16 protein-coding genes are annotated in these 20,976 nt (G+C 72.1%); 11 read left to right on the plus strand and 5 right to left on the minus strand.

Annotation, left to right across the window (positions count from 1 at the left end; translation table 11 throughout):
- Positions 1-167: 167 nt before the first annotated feature.
- Both smc and NIE79_RS27010 read left to right on the plus strand, forming a co-directional pair.
- Positions 168-3,782 (plus strand): chromosome segregation protein SMC, encoded by a 3,615-nt coding sequence (smc, locus tag NIE79_RS27005; RefSeq protein WP_238681239.1) that lies wholly within the window; start codon positions 168-170, stop codon positions 3,780-3,782.
- Positions 3,782-4,402: an HAD family hydrolase gene (locus NIE79_RS27010; protein ID WP_238681240.1), complete on the plus strand. Its 621-nt coding sequence runs from the start codon at positions 3,782-3,784 to the stop codon at positions 4,400-4,402. Before smc ends, NIE79_RS27010 begins: the two co-directional genes overlap by 1 nt.
- 7 nt (positions 4,403-4,409) lie before the next feature.
- Here NIE79_RS27010 and NIE79_RS27015 read toward each other — a convergent pair whose 3' ends face one another.
- The 5 genes from NIE79_RS27015 to NIE79_RS27035 all read right to left on the minus strand — a co-directional run bounded on the left by NIE79_RS27015 (position 4,410) and on the right by NIE79_RS27035 (position 9,454).
- Positions 4,410-4,931: a DinB family protein gene (locus NIE79_RS27015; RefSeq protein WP_238681241.1), complete on the minus strand. Its 522-nt coding sequence runs from the start codon at positions 4,929-4,931 to the stop codon at positions 4,410-4,412.
- A 44-nt stretch (positions 4,932-4,975) separates the two neighbouring features.
- Positions 4,976-5,470, minus strand: coding sequence for a universal stress protein (locus NIE79_RS27020; RefSeq protein WP_238681242.1), 495 nt, complete (start codon positions 5,468-5,470; stop codon positions 4,976-4,978).
- Between the two features lie 9 nt (positions 5,471-5,479).
- Positions 5,480-7,057 carry an MDR family MFS transporter gene (locus NIE79_RS27025; RefSeq protein WP_504894141.1) on the minus strand — a complete coding sequence of 526 codons (1,578 nt, stop codon included), beginning with the start codon at positions 7,055-7,057 and terminating at the stop codon, positions 5,480-5,482.
- 218 nt (positions 7,058-7,275) lie between these two features.
- Positions 7,276-7,716, minus strand: a complete 441-nt coding sequence (locus NIE79_RS27030) for a MarR family winged helix-turn-helix transcriptional regulator (RefSeq protein ID WP_238681244.1) — start codon at positions 7,714-7,716, stop codon at positions 7,276-7,278.
- 10 nt (positions 7,717-7,726) lie between these two features.
- Positions 7,727-9,454: an alkaline phosphatase D family protein gene (locus NIE79_RS27035; RefSeq protein ID WP_238681245.1), complete on the minus strand. Its 1,728-nt coding sequence runs from the start codon at positions 9,452-9,454 to the stop codon at positions 7,727-7,729.
- 128 nt (positions 9,455-9,582) lie between these two features.
- Here NIE79_RS27035 and ftsY point away from each other — a divergent pair, with 128 nt between their 5' ends.
- From ftsY to NIE79_RS27080, 9 genes are all read left to right on the plus strand, one after another.
- On the plus strand, positions 9,583-10,764 hold the full coding sequence (gene ftsY, locus NIE79_RS27040; RefSeq protein ID WP_091393035.1) for a signal recognition particle-docking protein FtsY: 1,182 nt from the start codon (positions 9,583-9,585) through the stop codon (positions 10,762-10,764).
- A 6-nt stretch (positions 10,765-10,770) separates the two neighbouring features.
- Positions 10,771-11,634 (plus strand): phosphotransferase, encoded by an 864-nt coding sequence (locus tag NIE79_RS27045; protein ID WP_238681246.1) that lies wholly within the window; start codon positions 10,771-10,773, stop codon positions 11,632-11,634.
- Between the two features lie 275 nt (positions 11,635-11,909).
- Positions 11,910-13,322 carry an ammonium transporter gene (locus NIE79_RS27050; RefSeq protein WP_238681247.1) on the plus strand — a complete coding sequence of 471 codons (1,413 nt, stop codon included), beginning with the start codon at positions 11,910-11,912 and terminating at the stop codon, positions 13,320-13,322.
- A gap of 25 nt (positions 13,323-13,347) precedes the next feature.
- Positions 13,348-13,686 (plus strand): P-II family nitrogen regulator, encoded by a 339-nt coding sequence (locus tag NIE79_RS27055; RefSeq protein WP_172862163.1) that lies wholly within the window; start codon positions 13,348-13,350, stop codon positions 13,684-13,686.
- A gap of 17 nt (positions 13,687-13,703) precedes the next feature.
- A complete protein-coding gene (locus NIE79_RS27060; protein ID WP_238681248.1) occupies positions 13,704-15,980 on the plus strand; it encodes a [protein-PII] uridylyltransferase in 2,277 nt (758 codons plus the stop codon).
- Positions 15,981-16,300: 320 nt separating this feature from the next.
- Positions 16,301-17,464, plus strand: coding sequence for a sensor histidine kinase (locus NIE79_RS27065; RefSeq protein ID WP_238681249.1), 1,164 nt, complete (start codon positions 16,301-16,303; stop codon positions 17,462-17,464).
- Positions 17,461-18,117 (plus strand): response regulator transcription factor, encoded by a 657-nt coding sequence (locus tag NIE79_RS27070; RefSeq protein WP_238681250.1) that lies wholly within the window; start codon positions 17,461-17,463, stop codon positions 18,115-18,117. The genes NIE79_RS27065 and NIE79_RS27070 overlap by 4 nt, the downstream gene beginning before the upstream one ends.
- A gap of 114 nt (positions 18,118-18,231) precedes the next feature.
- Positions 18,232-19,791 carry a signal recognition particle protein gene (gene ffh / locus NIE79_RS27075; RefSeq protein ID WP_238681251.1) on the plus strand — a complete coding sequence of 520 codons (1,560 nt, stop codon included), beginning with the start codon at positions 18,232-18,234 and terminating at the stop codon, positions 19,789-19,791.
- Positions 19,792-19,856: 65 nt separating this feature from the next.
- Entirely contained in the window at positions 19,857-20,936 is a 1,080-nt protein-coding gene (locus NIE79_RS27080; RefSeq protein ID WP_238681252.1) for an amidohydrolase family protein, read from the plus strand.
- The last annotated feature ends 40 nt before the right edge of the window (positions 20,937-20,976 follow it).

The raw sequence follows: 20,976 nt of genomic DNA on the forward strand, positions 1-20,976 counted from the left end.
AGGCGCTTGTCTTTATCGCTGTCGACCGAACAGCAGCGCGCCCACTGTCGACGCGACGCGGGGCGGGTCGCGTGCCGGGCCGCTCCCGCCGCCGGGTTAGTCTGCGGGTTCACCCAGGTCCCCGCAGCCGGCGACGGTACGGCGGCCACCGGACGAGGATCGAGTAGGTGTATCTCAAGAGCCTGACGGTGAAGGGGTTCAAGTCCTTCGCCTCCGCGACGACGTTGAAGCTGGAGCCCGGGATCACCTGCGTGGTGGGCCCGAACGGCTCGGGCAAGTCCAACGTCGTCGACGCCATCGCCTGGGTCCTCGGCGAGCAGGGCGCCAAAGCCCTCCGCGGCGGCAAGATGGAGGACGTCATCTTCGCCGGCACCGCCGGCCGGGCGCCGCTGGGTCGCGCCGAGGTCACCCTCACCATCGACAACACCGACGGCGCGCTGCCGATCGAGTACACCGAGGTCTCCATCACCCGCCGGATGTTCCGCTCCGGCGAGAGCGAGTACGAGATCAACGGCAGCTCCTGCCGGTTGCTCGACATCCAGGAGCTGCTCTCCGACTCCGGCATCGGCCGGGAGATGCACATCATCGTCGGGCAGGGCCGCCTCGACGGCATGCTGCACGCCAAGCCGGAGGACCGCCGGGCGTTCATCGAGGAGGCGGCCGGCGTCCTCAAGCACCGCAAGCGCAAGGAAAAGGCGCTGCGCAAGCTCGACGCGATGCAGACCAACCTCAACCGCCTCACCGACCTCACGGCCGAGCTGCGTCGTCAGCTCAAGCCGCTGGGCCGGCAGGCCGAGGTGGCCCGGCGCGCCGCCGCCATCCAGGCCAATCTGCGCGACGCCCGGCTGCGGCTGCTCGCCGACGACCTGGCCACTCTGCGGACCACCCTCGACCGGGAGATCGCCGACGAGACCGCGCTGCGCGAGCGGCGCGAGCAGATCGAGGGTGAGCACACCGAGGTGCAGGGCCGGCTCGGCGAGTTGGAGGCCGCCCTCGCGGAGGACGCGCCGCTGCTCGCCGCCGCCCAGGACACCTGGTACAAGCTCTCCGCGCTCCAGGAACGCTTCCGCTCGATCGAGCAGTTGGCCCGGGAGCGGCTGCGGCACCTCAGCGCCACCGGCGACGACGAGCGGCCCGGCCGCGACCCGGACCAGCTGGAGGCCGAGGCGGACCGCGTCCGCGAGCAGGAGGAGGAGCTGCGCGGCGCGCTCACCGACGACCAGATCCGACTCGCCGAGGCGGTCGAGCACCGCCAGGAGTTGGAGCGGCAGCTGGCGGCCGCCGAGCGCGAGCTGGTCGCCGCGGCCAAGGCCATCGCCGACCGGCGGGAGGGAATGGCCCGGCTCACCGGCCAGGTCAACTCCGCCCGGGCCCGGACCACCAGCGCCGGCGAGGAGATCGAACGCCTCGCGATCGCGCACGCCGACGCGCTGGGCCGCGCCGAGCAGGCGCAGGCCGACCTGGACGCTGTCGCCGCCCAGTCCACCGAGGCCGACCGGGACAACGCGGACCTGGACGCCCGGCACGCCGAGGCGGTCGCCGTGCAGGAACGGGCCCAGGCCACAGTGCGCTCACTTTCCGACGCCGAGCGGGCGGCGGAGAAGGACGCCGCCACCTGGAAGGCCCGCGAAGAGGCGCTGGCCCTGGGGCTGCGGCGCAAGGACGGCGCCGGGGCGCTGCTCGCCCGCGCCGGAGACGTGCCCGGCCTGCTCGGCAGCCTCGCCGGGTTGCTCACCGTCGCGCCCGGCCACGAGGCCGCGCTGGCCGCCGCGCTCGGCGGCCTCGCCGACGCGGTCGCCGTCAGCGGGGTGGACGAGGCCGTCGAGGCGATGCGGCTGCTGAAGATCTCCGACGCCGGCCGGGCCGGCCTACTGGTCGGCAGCCCGGCGGGACCCGGCATGACCGGCTCCGCCGACGCGCTGCGACCGAAGCTGCCGGACGACGCCCGGTGGGCGCCCGACCTGGTGGAGTGCAGTGCCGAGCTGCGTCCGGCGGTGCACCGGGCCCTGCGGGACGTGGCGCTCGTCGACGATCTCGCCGCCGCCGCGGAGCTGGTCGCCAGCAACCCCGAGCTGCGGGCTGTCACCCCGGACGGTGACGTGGTCGGGGCGTACGCGGCGGCGGGCGGGTCGGCCAAGGCCCCCAGCTACATCGAGGTGCAGGCCGCCGTCGAGGAGGCCCGCGCCAACCGGGTCACCGCCGAACGCGCTGGCCTGGAGCTGCGTGATCAGTTGGTCGAGGCGCGCGCCGAGGTGACCGCCGCCAAGGAGGCCGTGCAGCACGCCGCCGCCGAGAAGCGCGAGGCGGAGAGCCACCGCAACGCCGCCGCTCGCCGGCTGGCCGAGCTGGGTGCGGCGGCCCGCTCCGCGAAGGCCGAGACCGACCGGCTCGGCGACTCCCGCTCGCGCGCCGAGGCCGCCCGGCAACGGGACCTCACAGCGCTCGCCGAGCTTGAGGAGCGGCTACGGCTGGCCGAGGAGACCCCTGTCGACGCCGAGCCCTCCAGCGAGGAACGGGATCAGCTGGCGGCCATGGTGCCGCGGGCCCGGCAGAACGAGATGGAGGTCCGGCTCGCGGTGCGTACCGCCGAGGAGCGGGTCTCCTCGATCGCCGGCCGGGCCGACTCGCTCGCCCGGCAGGCCACCGCGGAGCGTGCCGCCCGGGAACGCGCGGCGGCCCGGCGGGCCGCCCGCGCCAGGGGCGCGGGCATCGCCCGGTCCGTCGCCGGTGGCGCCCGGGAGGCGCTGACCCGGCTGACCACCTCGATCGCGACGGCCGAGGAGCACCGCGACGCGGTCGCCCTGGAGCGCGCCGCGCGGGAGGCAGAGCTTCAGGAGGTACGCGGGGCCGCCAAGCGGCTGGGCGCGGAGTTGGAGCGGCTGACCAGCCAGGTGCACCGCGACGAGGTGGCCCGGGCGGAGCAGCGGCTGCGCATCGAGCAGTTGGAGGCGAAGGCCGCCGAGGACTTCGGGCTCGACGTGGAGACGCTGGTCGCCGAGTACGGTCCGACGCAGCCCGTTCCGCCGACCCAGGTGGACGTCGCGACGGCCGAACGTGACGGTCTGCCGGTGCCCGAGCCGGTGCGCTACGAGCGGCCGGTGCAGGAGAAGCGGGCCGCGAAGGCGGAACGCGAACTCGCCCTGCTCGGCAAGGTCAACCCGCTCGCGCTGGAGGAGTTCGCCGCGCTGGAGGAGCGTTTCAAGTTCCTCTCCGAGCAGTTGGAGGACCTCAAGGCCACCCGTCGCGACCTGCTCACAGTGGTCAAGGACGTGGACGAGCGGATCCTGGAGGTCTTCGCCAGCGCCTTCGAGGACACCGCCCGGGAGTTCGAGCAGGTGTTCACAGTGCTCTTCCCCGGTGGTGAGGGGCGGCTGATCCTCACCGAACCGGACGACCTGCTCACCACCGGCGTCGAGGTGGAGGCCCGCCCACCGGGCAAGAAGATCAAGCGGCTGTCGCTGCTCTCCGGTGGCGAGCGGTCGCTGACAGCGGTGGCCATGTTGGTGGCGATCTTCCGCGCCCGACCCAGCCCGTTCTACATCATGGACGAGGTGGAGGCGGCCCTCGACGACGTCAACCTGGGCCGGCTGATCCTGTTGCTGGCACAGTTGCGCGAGAAGAGTCAGTTGATCGTCATCACGCACCAGAAGCGGACGATGGAGATCGCCGACGCGCTCTATGGCGTGACCATGCGCAGTGGGGTCACTCAGGTGATCAGCCAACGGCTCAACCGGGCCGACGAGGACGACCAGCGGCACGGCCGCGGCGAGGAGAACGGGTAGTGGCTCGGGAACGCGCGACGGCGCTCCTGCTGGACTTCGACGGCGTACTGCGCCGGTGGGACCCGGCGGTGGCCGCCGTTGTCGAGCGGGAGTACGGCCTCTCCGAGGGGGTGCTCGGCGAGATCGCCATGCAGTGGGGGCGGCTCCAGCCGGTGCTCACCGGCCAGGTCAACCACGCCGAGTGGATGAACAGCGTGGCGGATGCCCTGAGCGAATCGGTGGGCAGCCCGGAACGGGCCCGCGCCGCGGTGGAGCAGTGGCAGAGCTACCGGGGAGAGGTCGACCAGGAGGTGCTGGCGTTCGTCCGGGAGGTCCGTGCGGCGGGCGTCCGGGTCGGGCTGGGCACCAACGCCACCGACCTGCTCGACGCCGACCTGGCCGCGCTCGGCCTGGTCGGCGAGCTGGACGTGGTGGTCAACTCCTCGGTGATCGGCGTGCACAAACCCGCCCCGGAATACTTCAAGGCCGCCTGTGTGGCCCTGGCCACCCCGCCGGCCCGGGTCCTCTGCGTCGACGACGAGGACTGGGCCGTGCGGGGTGCTCGCGCCGCCGGGCTGTCGGCGCACCGCTGGGGCGGCCACGCCGACCTGCGTTACCTGCGGGCGGCCCTGGACTACTGAGCGCCTGTCACTCGCCGGTGACGCCGTCGATGCGTTCCCGGATCAGGTCGGCGTGACCGTTGTGCCGGGCGTACTCCTCGATCATGTGCACGTACACCCAGCGCAGGTTGAAGGTGCGCTTCTTCGCGCCGACCTCGGTGAACGTCTCGTCGAGCGCGTGGCCTGCGGCGGCCTCGCGGGCCAGCGCCACCTCGCGGTGGAAGATGGCGAAGTCGGCAGCGGCGTCGGCGGCGCTGACGTCGTGGTCGGCGTCCGGGTTCTCCGGGGTGAAGTACGGGTAGTCGACAGGCTCGCCGGCGAAGTTCTCCCGAAACCACCAGGCTTCGACCTCGGCCAGGTGCCGGACCAGGCCGAGCAGGGTCAGCCCGGACGGTTCCACGCTCGGCGTCCGTAACTGCGCCTCGGTGAGGCCGGCGCACTTGAGCAGCAGCGTCTGTCGGTGGTAGTCGAGCCAGCCGTCGAGCATGGTGCGCTCGTCGCCGACGTACGGTTCGGGGGTCCGGGTGATCTCCGGTGCGATCCAGGTCATGCCGCGCATCCTGCCCGGCACCTCGGACACTCCGCGACGGGTTATCAGGGCACCACGACGACCGGCCAGCGGCCCGCGCGGACCAGCCGGGTGGCGACCGAGCCGACCAGGCGGTGTCCGGCCTGCTCGGAGGCGCCGACCACCACCATGTCGGCCTGGAACTCGTCGGCCGCCGCGCGCAGCTCGCCGTACGCGTCGCCGCGCCGCACCAGCAGGGTCACCGGGATGCCCCACTGCTCGGCCCCGCGCCGGCACTCCCGGCGCAGCTCGTCGGCCAACTCGTCGTGGGTGCGCTGGACCGCGCCGGCGTCCATGCCGGGCACCAGGGCGGTCAGCCCGCTCGGTGAGCTGACGAAGACCACCACCAGCGCGGCGCTCTGTCGACGGGCCAGGCCCGCGGCGTAGGAGCCGGCCCGCTCGGAGGTCCGGGTGCCGTCGACACCCACCATGATCACCCGAGGTCCGTCCGTGCCGCGCTCGAAGGGCAACGGTCGGGTCCGGGGGCCGTACTCCTCGCGGTCCGGTGCTCCCACGCCCATGGCTCTACCTCACCTCTGCTCGCCGGTACGGATCACGGGTGAGCCGGCGCCGGCAGCGACAGTCGATTCCCGCTCGACCTCGTCGGAAACCGGGTTGCCGTTGTGCTGGCGCAGCGGCACCTCCTTGATGAACGCCACAGCGATCAGCGCGATCAGCGCGAACGGGGCGGCGGTCAGGAAGATGTCGCCGGCGCCGTGGCCGTACGCGCTCTCCACCACCGCGCGCAGCGGGCCGGGCAGCGTGTGCACGTCGGGCAGGGCACCGCCGCTGCCGGAGCTGGAGGCGGGGATACCGAGCTGGGCCAGCCCGTCGGCGGTGTAGTCCTTGACCTTGTGAGCGAGCACCGCGCCGAGGGCGGAGACGCCGATCGCACCACCCAGGCTGCGGAAGAACGCCACCACCGAGCTGGCCGCGCCGAGTTCGTGCGGGCCGACGGTGTTCTGCACGGCGAGGACCAGGTTCTGCATGGTCATGCCCAGGCCGACGCCGATCAGCAGCATGTAGACGCTGAGCAGTGTGAAGCTGGTGTCGGCGCGCAGGGTGCCCATCAGCGCGAAGCCGATGGTGAGCAGCGCCGACCCGATCACCAGGTACTGCTTCCAACGGCCGGTCTTGCTGATGACCCGCCCGATGACGGTGGAGGCGACCAACAGGCCGAGGATCATCGGCAGGGTCATCAGACCGGACATGGTCGGGCTCTGCCCGCGGCTGATCTGGAAGTACTGGCCCAGGAAGATCGACGCGCCGAACATGCCCACACCGACCGCGATGCTGGCGACGACGGCGAGGGTGATGGTGCGGTTGCGGAACAGCCGCGGCGGGATCATCGGCTCGGCGGCCCGGGTCTCGACCCGGATCGCCAGTGCGCCGAGGACCAGCGCGCCGACGACCATCACGGCGCTCTGCCAGGAGGCCCAGGCGAACTGGTCGCCGGCGAGCGAGACCCAGATCAGCAGTACCGAGACGGCCGCGGTGATCAGGGTGGCGCCCCACCAGTCGATCTCGGCCTTCCGCTTGACCACCGGCAGGTGCAGGGTCTTCTGGAGCACGATCAGCGCGAGGATGGCGAACGGCACGCCGACGTAGAAGCACCAGCGCCAGCCGAGCCAGGAGGTGTCCACGATCACGCCGCCGATCAGCGGGCCGCCGATGGTGCCGACGGCCATCACGGCGCCGAGGTAGCCGCTGTAGCGGCCACGTTCGCGGGGCGCGATCATCGTGGCCATGATCACCTGGGCCAGCGCGGTGAGGCCGCCGGCGCCGACGCCCTGGAGCACGCGGCAGGCGATCAGCTCACCGGTGCCCTGGGCGAGGCCGGCCAGCACCGAGCCCAGCACGTAGATCCCCAGGGCCAGCTGGACCAGGGTCTTCTTGCTGGTCAGGTCGGCCATCTTGCCCCAGATGGGGGTGGTCGCGGTGGTCGCGAGCAGGGCCGAGGTCACCACCCAGGTGTACGCGGACTGACCGCCGTGCAGTTCGGTGATGATCCGCGGCAGCGCGTTCGAGATGACCGTGGAGGAGAGGATCGCGACGAACAGGCCCAGCAGCAGACCGGAGAGTGCTTCCAGGATCTGCCGGTGGGTCATGGTCACGGCGGTCGCCTGGGGAGGCGCTGTCGCCTGGCTCATCGTTTGTTGCCTCCGAGCGGAGTCGAGGTGGAACGGCGGGGCTGGTACGCACGGGCCGCCTGTGAGTTGCCTGAGGCAACCGTATGCCTTGGTTGCCTGAAGCAACAACTTGTTGGACCGGTGCCCTATTCCCTGCTTCTGGGCGGCTATCGCCAGGATTTCCTGGCGTCGGGTGGCTACTGCCAGGAGTCGTTGAACCGGCCGAGCAGCCGGGCGAACTCCTCGACGTCGCGCTCCGGCCAGCCGTCCAGAGCACGCAGGAACTCGCCCAGCCGAGCCGCGCGGGCCACGTCGAACCGGCGCTGCCCCTCGTCGGTGAGGCTGATCTGCGCGGCCCGCCGATCGCTCGGATCGGGGTCGCGGTGCACCAGACCGAGGACCTCCAGCGCGTTGATCTGCCGGCTCAGCGTCCCCTTGCCCACGCCCAGCCGCGCCGCCAACTCGGTCAACCGGATGGACCCGCTCCGCCGCAACCAGAGCAGCAACCCGTAGGTGTTCGGCTCCAGGTTCGGGTGCACCTCCCGGGCGATCTCCCAGGAGACCGCTCGCCCACGGCGCAGCAGAGCGGTCAACTCGTGCTCGACCGCCCGGATCGGCTCCGGCAGGTGCTCGTCCACGGCGTAGAGACTACGGCGCGGCCGGTTCGCCGTCGCCGGAGAGTCGACGCCGCATCACCGGCCGTAGGTGCCCGTCCTTGGTGGTGCCCTCGATGACCACGTCGGCCCCACGCCCGTGATGGGTCAGGGTGGCGACGGCGTTACCGAAGTACGGGCCGGCCAGCTTGCGCCAGCGCACCCCGGGCCGGCGTACGCCCGCCGAACGGGCCAGCGCCCTGGTGGCCCCGGCCGGACCGGGCGACCAGCCCAGCCGCATCAGCGGACGGATGCCCGCCGGCACCTGGTTGTGGATCGGCGAACAGGTGAGCTGGTGCACCGGAGTGACCACCGCCGGGTCCGCGAACCGGGCCCGCGCCACGTACGAGTGGTGCACGTCACCGGAGAGCACGCTGATCGACGCCGGTGGGGCGTACGCCGGGCCCGCCCCGATCCGTGCGCCGGACTGCCGTGGCGTGCCGGTGCCGATGCGGGCGAACGTCTCCGCGAGCGCCTCGAAGGAACGCCGGAACGCCGCCCAGTGCTCCAGGTCCAGGGCGCGGCGCAGCTTCTCCGCCCCCCGGGCCACCCACGGTCGGCGTGAGTCCGCCAGTTTCTCGTTCCACGCCTCGATGTGGTGGATGCCCTGCGGCAGCAGCCAGGGCAGCGAGGCGCCCACCACCAGGTGGTCGTAGACCCCGTGCGCCTGGTCGAGGAACCAGGCCCACTCGCCGGGCGGCAGCATCGCCCGGCTGTTGGGCTCGAGCACCCGGCTGCACCGGTTGTCCAGCATGACCAGCCGGGTCCGGCCCAGGTCCAGTGCGTAGCTCCACTGGTACTGCACAGCGCGCCAGCGCTCGGTGTCGTGCGCCAGGTCGGACTCCTGGTCGACCCGGTGGCCGAACTCGCGCAGCACGCTGGTGGCGTCCTCGGCGGCGGCGACCTTCGCGAAGACCGGATCGGCGACGATCTCGTCGGGGGAGAGGTTGCCCAGGTGCTGGTAGACCCAGTACGAGGCGAGCCCACTGCCGATCCGCTCCTGCCACCACGGCTGCTCGCGCACCTCGGCTCGCCACGCCGCCGAGGTGTTCCAGTCGTCGATGATCTCGTGATCGTCGAAGATCATCACGCTGGGCACCGTGGAGAGCAGCCAGCGGATCTCCGGATCACGCCAGGACTCCAGGTAGAGCTTGGTGTACTCGTCGAAGCTCACCACCTGGTCGGCCGGAGCGCCCTTCGGCCGCCGCCGCCGTCGACGCAGCAGCCGGCGCACTGTGGGCGAGGTGACGTCGGCGTAGACCTGGTCACCGAGCAGCACCAGCAGGTCGGGCGGCGGATTCGACTCCGGGTCGGCCATCAACCGCCGGGCGTACGCGTCGAGCGCGTCCGGCGGCAGCTTGCGGGTGGTGGCGTGCTGGGTGGTCTCCCGGCACGAGCCGAAGATCAGGTTGACCGGCTGGTCCCGATCGTCGGCCGCCCGGGTGCGGATCACGCTGGGTGGGAACCCGCTGCTCGGCACCGGCCAGACGATCTCGTCGTCGACCAGCACCTCGTAGGTGGTCTCGCTGTCCGGGGCAAGGCCCTCCACCACCACGAGGGCGTAGTGGTGGTCGTACGCCGAGAAGGTGGGCGCGGTGCCGGTGGCGCCGCTGGCGGTACGGACGGTGACCACGGCGGGCGCCGCCGTCTCCACCCAGATCGTCGCCCGGGTGTCCACCACTCGCCGCAGAAGTGGGCCGATGAGAAGGTGTGCGGCGGGCATGCGGCCGAGCCTACCGCCGGTCCCCGGCACCGGCCGGGTGCGGTGGCTGAGACGCCGAGCACCGCTCCCGGCACGGCTCGGGGTGCGGTGGCTGGGACGCCGCCGCCCGCATCTGACAGGATTCCGGCATGGCCGAATATCTCGTCCTCGCTCTGGTCCTGCTCGGTGTGCTGATCGCCGGCACAGTCGGGCTGGTCGTCCCGCGATTGCGGCGACGGCCCGAGCCTCCGCTGCCACGCACGGAGGTCGACACCAGGGCTGAGGAGGATCTCGCCGGCCCGCCGGTCGAGGCACCGGAGTCCGATCTGTCCACCGGCGTCCTGGTCGAGCCGCCACCGGTGCTCGAACCGCAGGTCGAGGTCCCCGAGCCGACCGCCGGGCGGCTGGTCCGGCTCCGCTCGCGGCTGTCCCGCTCACAGAACGTGTTCGGCAAGGGCCTGCTCGGCCTGCTCGCCCGTGACCACCTCGACGAGGACGTCTGGGAGGAGATCGAGGACAGCCTGATCACCGCCGACGTCGGCGTCGACTCCACCCGCGACATCGTCGACCGGCTCCGCGAGCGCACCCGGGTCCTCGGCACCCGTTCGGCCTCCGAGCTGCGGGCACTGCTCGCCGCCGAGCTGGTCAACGCGCTCGACCCGAGCCTGGACCGCTCGTTGCGGACCGCCCCCAAGGACGGCGTGCCCGCTGTGGTCCTCGTCGTCGGCGTCAACGGCGCCGGCAAGACCACCACCTGCGGCAAGATCGCCCGGGTGCTGGTGGCCGACGGTCGCAGCGTGCTGCTCGGCGCGGCGGACACCTTCCGGGCCGCCGCAGCCGACCAACTGGAGACCTGGGGCTCGCGCGTCGGCGCGGAGACCGTCCGGGGGCCCGAGGCCGCCGACCCGGCCAGCGTCGCCTTCGACGCCGTCAAGCGCGGCATCGACACCGGCGTGGACACCGTGCTCATCGACACCGCCGGCCGCCTCCAGAACAAGGTCGGCCTGATGGACGAGCTGGGCAAGGTCAAGCGCGTGGTCGAGAAGCAGGGCCCGATCGACGAGACACTGCTCATCCTGGACGCCACCACCGGGCAGAACGGCCTGGAGCAGGCCCGGGTCTTCACCGAGGTGGTCAACGTGACCGGTGTGGTGCTGACCAAGCTCGACGGCACCGCCAAGGGCGGCATCGTGATCGCCGTGCAGCGCAAGCTCGGCATCCCCGTGAAGCTGGTCGGCCTCGGCGAAGGCAAGGACGACCTGGCCCCGTTCGACCCGGCGCAGTTCGTCGACGCGTTGCTGGGGACCGAGGCCACCGGCCGGGACGCGTAGTCTCGGGTGACCACTGACGATCGCGCGTACGCGGGCTGGCGTGACCCCGGCCATGCCTCGCAGCGCCTCGGGAGACCGTACGTGACTTCGCAGGAGATCCCGCTGCACGGCGGCAACGTGAGCACAGTTGTCCGCGTGGGTGACACGGTCCGGCGCAACGCCGGGCCATGGACCCCGTCCGTGCACGCGCTGCTGCGCCACCTGGAGTACGTGGGGTTCACCGGCGCACCCCGGGCGCTCGGAATGGACGAGCGCAACCGTGAGGTGCTGTCGTACCTGGAGGGGGAGTGCGGAGAATATCCGCTCGCCCCGCACTGGGTGACCGACGAGGCACTGGTCACCGTCGCCACCATGCTGCGGATGTTCCACGACGCGCAGTACGGCTTCACCCCTCCGCAGGCGGCGGTCTGGCGCTCGTTCGGGCCCCCACCACCGGACACCGAGGTGATCTGCCACCACGACGCCGCGCCGCACAACGTCATCTGGCGTCCGGACGGCACCCTCGGGCTGATCGACTTCGACCTCGCCTCACCCGGAGCGCGGATCTACGACGTGGCGTACGCGGCCTGGACCTGGGTGCCGATCTTCGCGGACCGCGACTCGATCACGCTGGGCTGGAAGCACCCGGACCGGCCCCGCCGCCTCCGGCTCTTCGCCGACGCGTACGGGCTGATCCCCCGGGACCGGCACCGGCTGATCCGGACCATCCGCAAACGGATCGTGGACCACGTCGAGGGGATCCGCCGGATGGCCGCCGCCGGTGAGCCGGCGTTCGTCCGGATCGTGCACAAGGGTCACCTGCGTCGCCCCATGCGCGATCTGCGGCTGCTCGACTACGAGCGGCACGCCCTGGAGAACGCCCTCCGCTGAGCGCCGGTCGGGCGATGCTCGGCCGGGCTCGTCAAGCGCACCGGTCGATGCCGTTGACCGGTCAGCCATCGACGATCGCCGTCCGGTCGATCCACAATCGTCCATGCTGATGACTGTGCGGAGTTCGTGACACGTCCGAAACAACCCGTCACGAAACGGAAACCCGCACGGGACCCAAAGTGAAACAGCCGGCCGCGAAGCTTCCGCGCAACCGGCCTACGGGCGACGCTGCCCCGGAAAGCCGCGAAGGAGGACTTCACCTTTAGGAGGCCAGCGTGCCTGAAGCACCGACGATCGACGGCGCCAATACCACGTGGCTGCTGGTTTCGACAGCGCTCGTGCTGCTCATGACCCCCGGACTGGCGCTGTTCTACGGCGGCCTCAACCGGGCCAAGGGCGTACTCAACATGATGATGATGAGCTTCTCGGCTATCGGGCTCATCTCTATTCTGTGGTGGTTCTACGGATTCAGCGTCGCCTTCGGGACCGACGTGAACGGCTTCTGGGGCGACCCGGGCGCGTACCTCGGCACCAAGACCTTCCTCGCCGAAACCGACCTGTGGGGTGCCACGGCGGAGAACCCCAGCGGCATCGGCGTCCCGCTCTACGTGTTCATGGCCTTCCAGATGGTCTTCGCGGTGATCACCGTCGCGCTGATCAGCGGTGCCATCGCCGACCGGGCCAAGTTCGCCGGCTGGCTGCTGTTCGCCTTCGGCTGGGCCACCCTGGTCTACTTCCCGGTCGCCCACTGGGTGTGGGGCGGCGGCATCATCGGCGGCGACATCCACGCACTGGACTTCGCCGGTGGCACCGCTGTGCACATCAACGCCGGCGCGGCGGCCCTGGCCGTGGTCCTGGTCCTCGGTAAGCGGCTCGGTTGGCCGCGTGAGGGCATGAAGCCGCACAACATCCCGCTTGTCGCGCTCGGTGCTGGTCTGCTGTGGTTCGGCTGGTTCGGGTTCAACGCCGGCTCGGAGCTGACCGTCGACTCGGTCGCCGGCCTCGCCTTCATCAACACCCAGCTCGCCACGGCGGCGGCGGTGCTCGGCTGGATCGCCGTCGAGTGGGTCAAGACCCGCAAGCCGACGATGGTCGGTGCCTCGTCCGGCGCCGTCGCCGGTCTGGTCGCCATCACCCCGGCCTGTGGCTTCATCGCACCGTGGGCGTCCGTCCTGCTCGGCATCGTCGCCGGCGCGGTGTGCGCGCTCGCCGTCAGTCTCAAGTACAAGCTCGGCTACGACGACTCGCTCGACGTGGTCGGCGTGCACTTCGTCGGTGGGTGGATCGGGTCGCTCTGGCTCGGCCTCTTCGCCACCAACTCGGTCAACGCCGCGATCACCGACGTGGTGGGTGCCTCCGACGGCCTCTTCTACGGTGGCGGCGCGACCCAGCTCGGGCGGCAGGCCCTCGCCGGCCTGATCGTCACCGCCTGGTCGTTCGGCGTCGCCTGGGTGCTCGCCTTCGTGATCGAGAAGACGATCGGCTTCCGCGTCACTGGCGAGGCGGAGGTCGAGGGCATCGACATCGCCGAGCACGCCGAGAGCAGCTACGACCTGTCCCCGGCCGGCGGCGGCACGGGCAGCGCGTTCGCGATGGCCGGCATCGGCACCCCCGGTGGCGGCGCGACGAGCGGTGCCAAGCCGGAGGCGGAGCCCGCCGAGCCGGTCAGCGAAAAGGTCGCCGGTTAACGTTCCTGGGATGGAGGGGTTGGACATGAAGCTGGTGACCGCAGTCATCAAGCCGTACCAACTGGACGCGGTGAAGGAGGCCCTGCACGCCCTCGGGGTGGCCGGGCTGACCGTCAGCGAGGTTCAGGGGTACGGGCGACAGAAGGGGCACACCGAGGTCTACCGGGGTGCCGAGTACACGGTCGAGTTCCTGCCCAAGATCCGGGTCGAGGTGCTCACCGATGAGATCGACGTCGACAAGGTGGTCGACGCGATCGTCGGAGCGGCCCGCACGGGCAAGATCGGTGACGGCAAGGTCTGGGTCACCGGTGTCGAAGAGGTCGTCCGGGTACGTACCGGCGAACGCGGCCTCGACGCACTCTGACCGCGGCCACGACTGACATGACCTCGTTGATCAAGAAGAACGCGTCAGGACCCGCCGATGACGGCGACGCGAACCTCTTGATCAACGAGGTCGTCGGCGTTCCCGGGGGAATCGGGGAAGCGGCCCGGCGGGGGCGGGCCGCGGCGTACGACGCGTTCCTGCGAGGGCTGCTGCCGGCGCGGGGCGGGGTGGCACTGCTGGCCGTCGGGGGTCTGGGTCGACGTCAGTGTGCCCCGTACAGCGACCTCGACCTGGTGCTGCTGCACGCCGGAGTGCCCGGCACCGACGAGCTGGCAGCCTCGGTCTGGTACCCGATCTGGGACGCGGGCCTGCGGCTCGACCATTCCGTCCGCACCGTCGCCGAGGCGCTCTCGGTGGCCCAGGACGACGTCAAGGTCGCCCTCGGGCTGCTCGACGCCCGGCTGGTCGTGGGGGACCAGGCGCTGGCCGACGCGTTGATCCGCACCGCCGCCGACCACTGGCGGCGTACCGCCGTCCGGCACCTGCCCGGCCTGCGGGAGGTCACCGAAGCCCGTTGGCAGGCCCATGGTGAGCTGGCATTCCTGCTGGAGGGCGACCTCAAGGAGGCCGCCGGTGGTCTGCGCGACGTGGGGCTGTTGCGGGCGATCTCCGCGGCCGGCATCACCGACGCGCTGCGTCCCGCCGTACGCGCCGCCCACCTGCGCCTGTTGGACACCCGCGACGCCCTGCACCAGCAGGTCGGCCGACGCGTCGACCGGCTGGTCGCCCAGGAACGCGACGGAGTGGCCACCCTGCTCGACCTCGAAGACGGCGACGCTCTGCTGCGGCGGGTCGCCGGCGACGCGCGCACTGTCAGCCACGCCCTGGACGACGCCTTCCGAGCCGCCGAGCGGTTGCGTTCCGGTCGCTCCCGGGGCGGGAACGGCCGCCCGGCCCGCCGTCCGGTCGCCCGTGACGTGGTCGAACACGACGGCGAGCTGGTGCTCGCCCGTACGGCGATCGGGGCACGCCCCGACCCGAGCCTGTCGCTGCGGGTGGCCGCCGCGTCGGCCACGACCCGAATCCCCATCGCGCGGGCCACCTGCGAGTGGCTGGCGGCGTACTGCCCGCCCCTGCCCGCCCCCTGGCCGGCCGAGGCCCGGGCCGCGCTGATCACCCTGCTCGGCGCCGGTGCCGGCCTGGTACCGGCCTGGGAGACCTGCGACCGGTACGGGCTGGTCGACGGCTGGCTGCCCGAGTGGACCCGGCTGCGCAGCCTGCCCCAGCACAACCCGGTGCACCGGTTCACCCTCGACCGGCACCTCGTGCAGACCGCGTACGAGGCCAGCCGGCACGCCCGCGAGGTGGAACGCCCCGATCTGCTGCTCCTCGGCGCTCTCCTGCACGACATCGGCAAGGGCCTCCCGGGTGACCACAGCACTGTCGGTGTGCCGGTAGCCCAGGCGGTGGCCACCACTGTCGGTCTGCCCACGGCGGAGGTCGAGCTGATCGGCAAGCTGGTCCGGCTGCACCTGCTGCTGCCCGACGTGGCCACCCGCCGGGACCTGGCCGACCCGGTCACCATCGCCTCGGTGGCCGAGGCGGTCGGTGACACCGGCACCCTCGACGTGCTGCACGCGTTGGTCCGCGCCGACGCGGCGGCGACCGGGCCGGCGGCCTGGTCAGACTGGAAGGGCCGACTCGTCGCCGAGTTGGTCGCCCGTGTTCGCACCGCGCTGGACACCGGCGTACTCCCCGAGCCACCCGCCCCGGACCCGGAGCTGCTGGCCGGGCCCCTGCCGGTCGTCCACCTGACCGGCGACCGGGTGTCGGTCGCGGCTGCCGACCGGCGGGGTCTGCTCGCCACGGTGGCGGGCTGCCTGGCACTGCACCGGCTGGAGGTGATCTCCGCGGACGCCTCCGCCGTCGACGGCCGGGCCCTGGTCGAGTGCCGGGTGCAGCCCCGCTACGGCCTCCCGCCGGACCCGGTGCCCCTCCGCGCCGACCTGCGCCGGGCGGTAGCCGGTGATGTGTCGGTCACCCAACGGCTGCGGGGCCGTGCGCTCGCCAGCCGTGGTGGCGGCGCAGCCCCACGAGTGGTCTGGCACCGCGAGGCGGCCACCGACGCCGTACTGCTGGAACTGCGCGCCGCCGACGCCGCCGGGTTGCTCTACCGGGTCGCCTGTGCGCTCGACGAGGCCGGCGCCCTGGTTCGCGCGGCCCGCATCTCCACCCTCGGCGCCGACGTGGTCGACGCCTTCTACCTGGTCGGAGGTTGGCCGGACGACGCCACCCGGGCCCGCCTGGAAGCCGCGGTCCTCGCCGCCGTCTGACCCAGGACGACGCCGGATGCCTGACTGCCTTGCCGCGTAGCGCGGTCGGGTGCTGCTCGGCCGTTGGCCGCGCGTGCCAGCCGGGTCACTCCTACGAGCGTGATGCCTCACAGTCATCTTGATGCCTCACAGTCATCAGGCTCGTGAGGGTGTCCGCCGCCGTTGCGGGTTGCGGTCGGGAGTGTCATCACGCTCGTGCGGGTGCCCGCCGCCAACGCGGCGCGATCGGAGGCCCGGTGCGCGGGTACGTCCGGGGGCGTAGGGGCGGTGTCGCTCGTGGGCGCACGTCGAGCGGCGCCTGCGCGGGCAGAATGACGGCCATGCGACGAGGCGGGCAGTGGCGGTGGCCGGGGGTGATGGCGGATGCCGCGCTCGCCCTGGCGCTGCTCGCGTTCGGGTTGCTCGCCACCGGTCTGGCCGGGGACAACCAACCGGGGTCGAGGCCGGTGGACGCCGCCTGTCGGGTGCTGATCGCCGTCGCCGCGCTCGCCCTGCTGGTCCGGAGACGTGCTCCGGTCGCTGCCCTCGCCGTGGTCACAGTGGCCACCTCGACGTACCTGCTGATCGGCTACCCGTACGGGCCGATCCTGGTCACGTTCCTGGTCGCGGTGTACACAGTGGCCGTGAGGCTGCCGGTGCGACCGGCGGCGCTCGCCACCGGTGGCGCGTTCGTCCTGTTGTCGGCGCACGTCTTCTTCGGTCGGGGGCCGGCACCGGGCTGGACGGGTGTGCTGCCCGCGTCGGCCTGGGTGGTCGTACCGTTCGCGGTGGGGGTGGTGGTGCGGGTGAGCCGTGAGGCGACCGCGCGTACCCGTGCCGAAGAGGCCCGCAGCCGTGTTGAACAGGCGCGACGGCAGGCCGACGAGGAGCGGCTGCGCATCGCGCAGGAGGTGCACGACGTGGTGGGGCACGGGCTGGCCGCGATCAGCATGCAGGCGGAGATCGCCCTGCACCTGCTGCCGAAGCGGCCGGAGCAGGCGGAGGTGGCCCTGACCGCCATCAGCCGGACCAGCCGCGAGGCGCTGGACGAGCTGCGGGTCACCCTGGGCGCGGTGCGGCGGGGTGCCGAGCGCGAGCCGGTACCGGGCCTGGCCCGGCTCCCCGTGCTGCGCGACCGGCTCGCCGGGGCGGGGCTCGCCGTCGACGTGCGCGTGGTCGGTGACCCCCGGGAGCTGCCGGCCGCTGTCGACCTGGCCGCGTACCGGGTGGTGCAGGAGGCGTTGACAAACGTGCTGCGTCACGCGGGGGTGGCGAGCGCGGAGGTGACGGTGGACTACCGCGCCCACGAGGTGACCGTCGAGGTCACCGACCGGGGGGTGGGTGCCGACCGCGCCGAAACCGCTCCGGCCGACGGCGAGGGCGGTCACGGTCTGGCCGGGATGCGCGAGCGGGTCGCCGCGCTGGGCGGGCGGTTGACCACCGGGCCGCGCGCCGAGGGCGGGTTCCGGGTGTACGCCGGGCTGCCCGTGGAGCCGACGACATGATCCGGGTGCTGATCGCCGACGACCAGGACCTGGTCCGGCTCGGGCTGCGCGCGCTGGTGGAGAGCGAGGACGACCTGGCGCTGGCCGGTGAGGCGTCCGACGGGCTGCTGGCGGTCGAGTTGGCGCGTCGGGAACGGCCGGACGTGGTGCTGATGGACATCAGGATGCCCGGTATCGACGGCATCGAGGCGACCCGCCGGATCGTCGCCGACCCCGATCTGGCCGGTACGCGGGTCGTGGTGCTCACCACCTTCGAGCTGGACGAGTACGTCTTCGACGCGCTGCGCCACGGTGCGAGCGGGTTCCTCACCAAGGACACCAGGCCGGCCGAGCTGCTGCGCGCGATCCGGCTCGTCGCCGAGGGGGAGGCGCTGCTGTCGCCGTCGGTGACCCGTCGGGTGGTGCGGGAGTTCGCCACCCGGCCGTCCCGGGTGCTTCGTCCGCACCCCCGACTGGAGACGCTGACCGATCGGGAGCGTCAGGTCGTGGGTCTGGTCGGTGAGGGCCTGAACAACGAGGAGATCGCCGCACAGCTGGTGGTCAGCCCGGCGACCGCGCGAACCCACGTCAGCCGGGCGATGGGCAAGCTGGGAGCCCGGGATCGGGCCCAGCTCGTCGTGTTCGCGTACCAGTCGGGGTTGGTGTCGGGGTGAGGCCAGGGCCGGGCGACAGCGGCCCTACGGCCGGGCGGTTACCCTAGCGGTGGCCGGACTCCGCAGTGCCGGCCGCGTTGTGCCCGCCGGAACACTGACAAACGGGATGTTCGCGTGTTTGACACCTTGAGTGACCGCCTGTCCGGGATCTTCACCAAGCTCCGCGGCAAGGGGCGGCTCACCGACGCCGACATCGACGCCACCGCGCGCGAGATCCGTCTCGCGCTGCTGGAGGCGGACGTCGCGCTGCCGGTGGTCAAGGGCTTCATCGCGGCCGTCAAGGAGCGGGCGCGCAGCTCCGAGGTCTCCCAGGCGCTGAACCCGGCCCAGCAGATCATCAAGATCGTCAACGAAGAGCTGATCAAGGTGCTCGGCGGCGAGGGGCGACGGCTCCAGTTCGCCAAGCAGCCGCCGACGGTCATCATGCTGGCCGGTCTCCAGGGTTCCGGTAAGACGACCCTCGCCGGCAAGCTGGCCCGCTGGCTCAAGGGCCAGGGGCACCAGCCGCTGCTCGTCGCCGCCGACCTCCAGCGCCCCAACGCCGTCGGGCAGCTCCAGGTGCTCGGTGGTCGGGCCGGTGTCGAGGTGTACGCCCCGGAGCCCGGCAACGGCACCGGTGACCCGGTGCAGGTGGCGCGCGCGTCGATCGAGCACGCGAAGCGCGCCGCCCGCGACATCGTCATCGTCGACACCGCCGGCCGGCTGGGCATCGACGCCGAGATGATGCAGCAGGCCGCCGACATCCGCGACGCCGTCTCGCCGGACGAGGTCATCTTCGTCATCGACGCGATGGTCGGTCAGGACGCCGTCCGCACCGCCGAGGCGTTCCGCGACGGCGTCGGCATCACCGGTGTGGTGCTCTCCAAGCTCGACGGCGACGCCCGTGGTGGTGCCGCGCTGTCGGTCCGCGAGGTCACCGGGCAGCCGATCCTGTTCGCCTCCACCGGTGAGAAGCTGGAGGACTTCGACGTCTTCCACCCCGACCGGATGGCCAGCCGGATCCTCGGCATGGGCGACGTCCTCACTCTGATCGAGCAGGCCGAGCAGGCCTTCGACTCCGATCAGAAGGAGAAGATGACCGCCAAGCTGATGGGCGGCGAGCAGTTCACACTGGACGACTTCCTCGACCAGCTCATCGCGGTGCGGCGGATGGGCCCGATCGCCAACGTGCTGGCCATGATGCCCGGCATGGGGCAGATGAAGGACCAGCTCGCCGAGCTGGACGACAGCCACTTCGACCGGGTCACCGCGATCATCCGGTCGATGACCCCGGGCGAGCGCACCAACCCGAAGATCATCAACGGTTCCCGCCGGGCGCGCATCGCCAACGGCTCCGGGGTCACCGTGATGGACGTCAACCAGCTGCTCAACCGCTTCGCCGACGCGCAGAAGATGATGAAGCAGATGGGCGGCATGATGGGCCTGCCCGGTGGTGGCCGACGCAAGGCGACCAAGTCGCCGAAGAACAAGCGCAAGGGCACCAAGGGCGGCGGTCGTCCGCGTACCGGCGCCGGTGCCGGGATGCCCGCCGGCTTCCCGGGTGGCATGCCGCAGCTTCCGCCGGGGATGGACCCGAACGACCTCGCTGGAGGCCAGGGCCTGCCGCCCGGCTTCAAGCTCCCGAAGATCGACTTCAACAAGCTCGGCAAGGGCGGCGACAACCGCCCCCGCTGACCTTCGTGCCGTTCCGGGGCGACCTGCTCGCCCCGGACGGGCAGTGATCGGGTAGGACTGTGCGCATGGCTCTTCATGTGCGCGGTGTGCTGCTCCCCGACGACGAGGTACGGGATCTCTGGCTGGTCGGCGACCGGGTGACCTTCACCCCGGTGTCGGGCGCGGAGACCGTCGTCGACGGCGGCTTCGTGCTGCCCGGGCTGGTCGACGCGCACTGCCACATCGGCATCGCCCGAGGCGGCGCCCCGATCACCTCGCTCGACCAGGCCCGCGGATTGGCCCACGTCGACCGGGACGCCGGGGTGCTGGCGATCCGCGACGCCGGGTCGCCGTACCCGTACCCCGAGCTGGACGACGAGCCGGACCTGCCGCGACTGGCCCGCGCGGGCCAGCATGTCGCCCCGCCGAAGCGCTACCTGCGCGACATCGGCGTGGAGGTGGACGCGACCGAGGTCGCCGCCACTGTGGCCGCGCAGGCGCGGGCCGGCAACGGCTGGGTCAAGCTGGTCGGTGACTGGATCGACCGGGGCGTCGGTGACCTGGCACCGGCCTGGGACGCGGACACCCTCACCGCCGCCGTGCGGGCTGCGCACGACGCCGGGGTACGCGCCGCGGTGCACACCTTCAGCGAGTCGGCCGTCGAGATCATGGTTCGGGCCGGGGTGGACTCGGTGGAGCACGGCACCGGGCTCAGCCTCGACCTGATCGACGAGATGGCCCGCCAGGGCACCGCCCTGGTCCCCACAATGATCAACATCGCCACCTTCGGGGGCATCGCCGAGCACGCGCGGGGCAAGTTCCCCGGGTACGCCGACCACATGCTCGCGCTGCGCGACGGCTTCCCCGAGGTGGTGCGTGCCGCGCACGAGGCCGGGGTGCCGATCTACGTGGGCACCGACGCCGGCGGCGGCATCGATCACGGGCTGGCCGCCGAGGAGATGCTGCTGCTGCACGAACGGGCCGGCATGGCACCCATCGACGTACTCGCCGCCGCCTCCTGGGGCGCCCGCGCCTGGCTCGGCTTCCCCGGCCTGGTCGAAGGCGGCCTCGCCGACCTGACCGTCTACCCCGAAGACCCCCGTGGCGACCTGCGCGTCGTTCGCGCCCCGTCCCGCACGATCCTCCGCGGTCGTGTCATCCGCTGACCCCACGAACGCAGCCCCGCCCCGGGCCGTGCCGCCCCCG

Origin of the sequence: Micromonospora trifolii, assembly GCF_022229005.1 — a bacterium.
Classification (GTDB): Bacteria; Actinomycetota; Actinomycetes; order Mycobacteriales; family Micromonosporaceae; genus Micromonospora; species Micromonospora trifolii.

Excerpts from the sequence above, each read along its gene's own strand:
- NIE79_RS27065 (WP_238681249.1), top strand. The coding sequence starts at position 16,301 with ATGCGACGAGGCGGGCAGTGGCGGTGGCCGGGGGTGATGGCGGATGCC.
- NIE79_RS27020 (WP_238681242.1), bottom strand. The coding sequence starts at position 5,470 with ATGGGCGTGGGAGCACCGGACCGCGAGGAGTACGGCCCCCGGACCCGA.
- NIE79_RS27055 (WP_172862163.1), top strand. The coding sequence starts at position 13,348 with ATGAAGCTGGTGACCGCAGTCATCAAGCCGTACCAACTGGACGCGGTG.
- NIE79_RS27060 (WP_238681248.1), top strand. The coding sequence starts at position 13,704 with ATGACCTCGTTGATCAAGAAGAACGCGTCAGGACCCGCCGATGACGGC.
- NIE79_RS27025 (WP_504894141.1), bottom strand. The coding sequence starts at position 7,057 with ATGACCCACCGGCAGATCCTGGAAGCACTCTCCGGTCTGCTGCTGGGC.
- ftsY (WP_091393035.1), top strand. The coding sequence starts at position 9,583 with ATGGCCGAATATCTCGTCCTCGCTCTGGTCCTGCTCGGTGTGCTGATC.
- NIE79_RS27035 (WP_238681245.1), bottom strand. The coding sequence starts at position 9,454 with ATGCCCGCCGCACACCTTCTCATCGGCCCACTTCTGCGGCGAGTGGTG.
- NIE79_RS27015 (WP_238681241.1), bottom strand. The coding sequence starts at position 4,931 with ATGACCTGGATCGCACCGGAGATCACCCGGACCCCCGAACCGTACGTC.
- NIE79_RS27080 (WP_238681252.1), top strand. The coding sequence starts at position 19,857 with ATGGCTCTTCATGTGCGCGGTGTGCTGCTCCCCGACGACGAGGTACGG.
- NIE79_RS27070 (WP_238681250.1), top strand. The coding sequence starts at position 17,461 with ATGATCCGGGTGCTGATCGCCGACGACCAGGACCTGGTCCGGCTCGGG.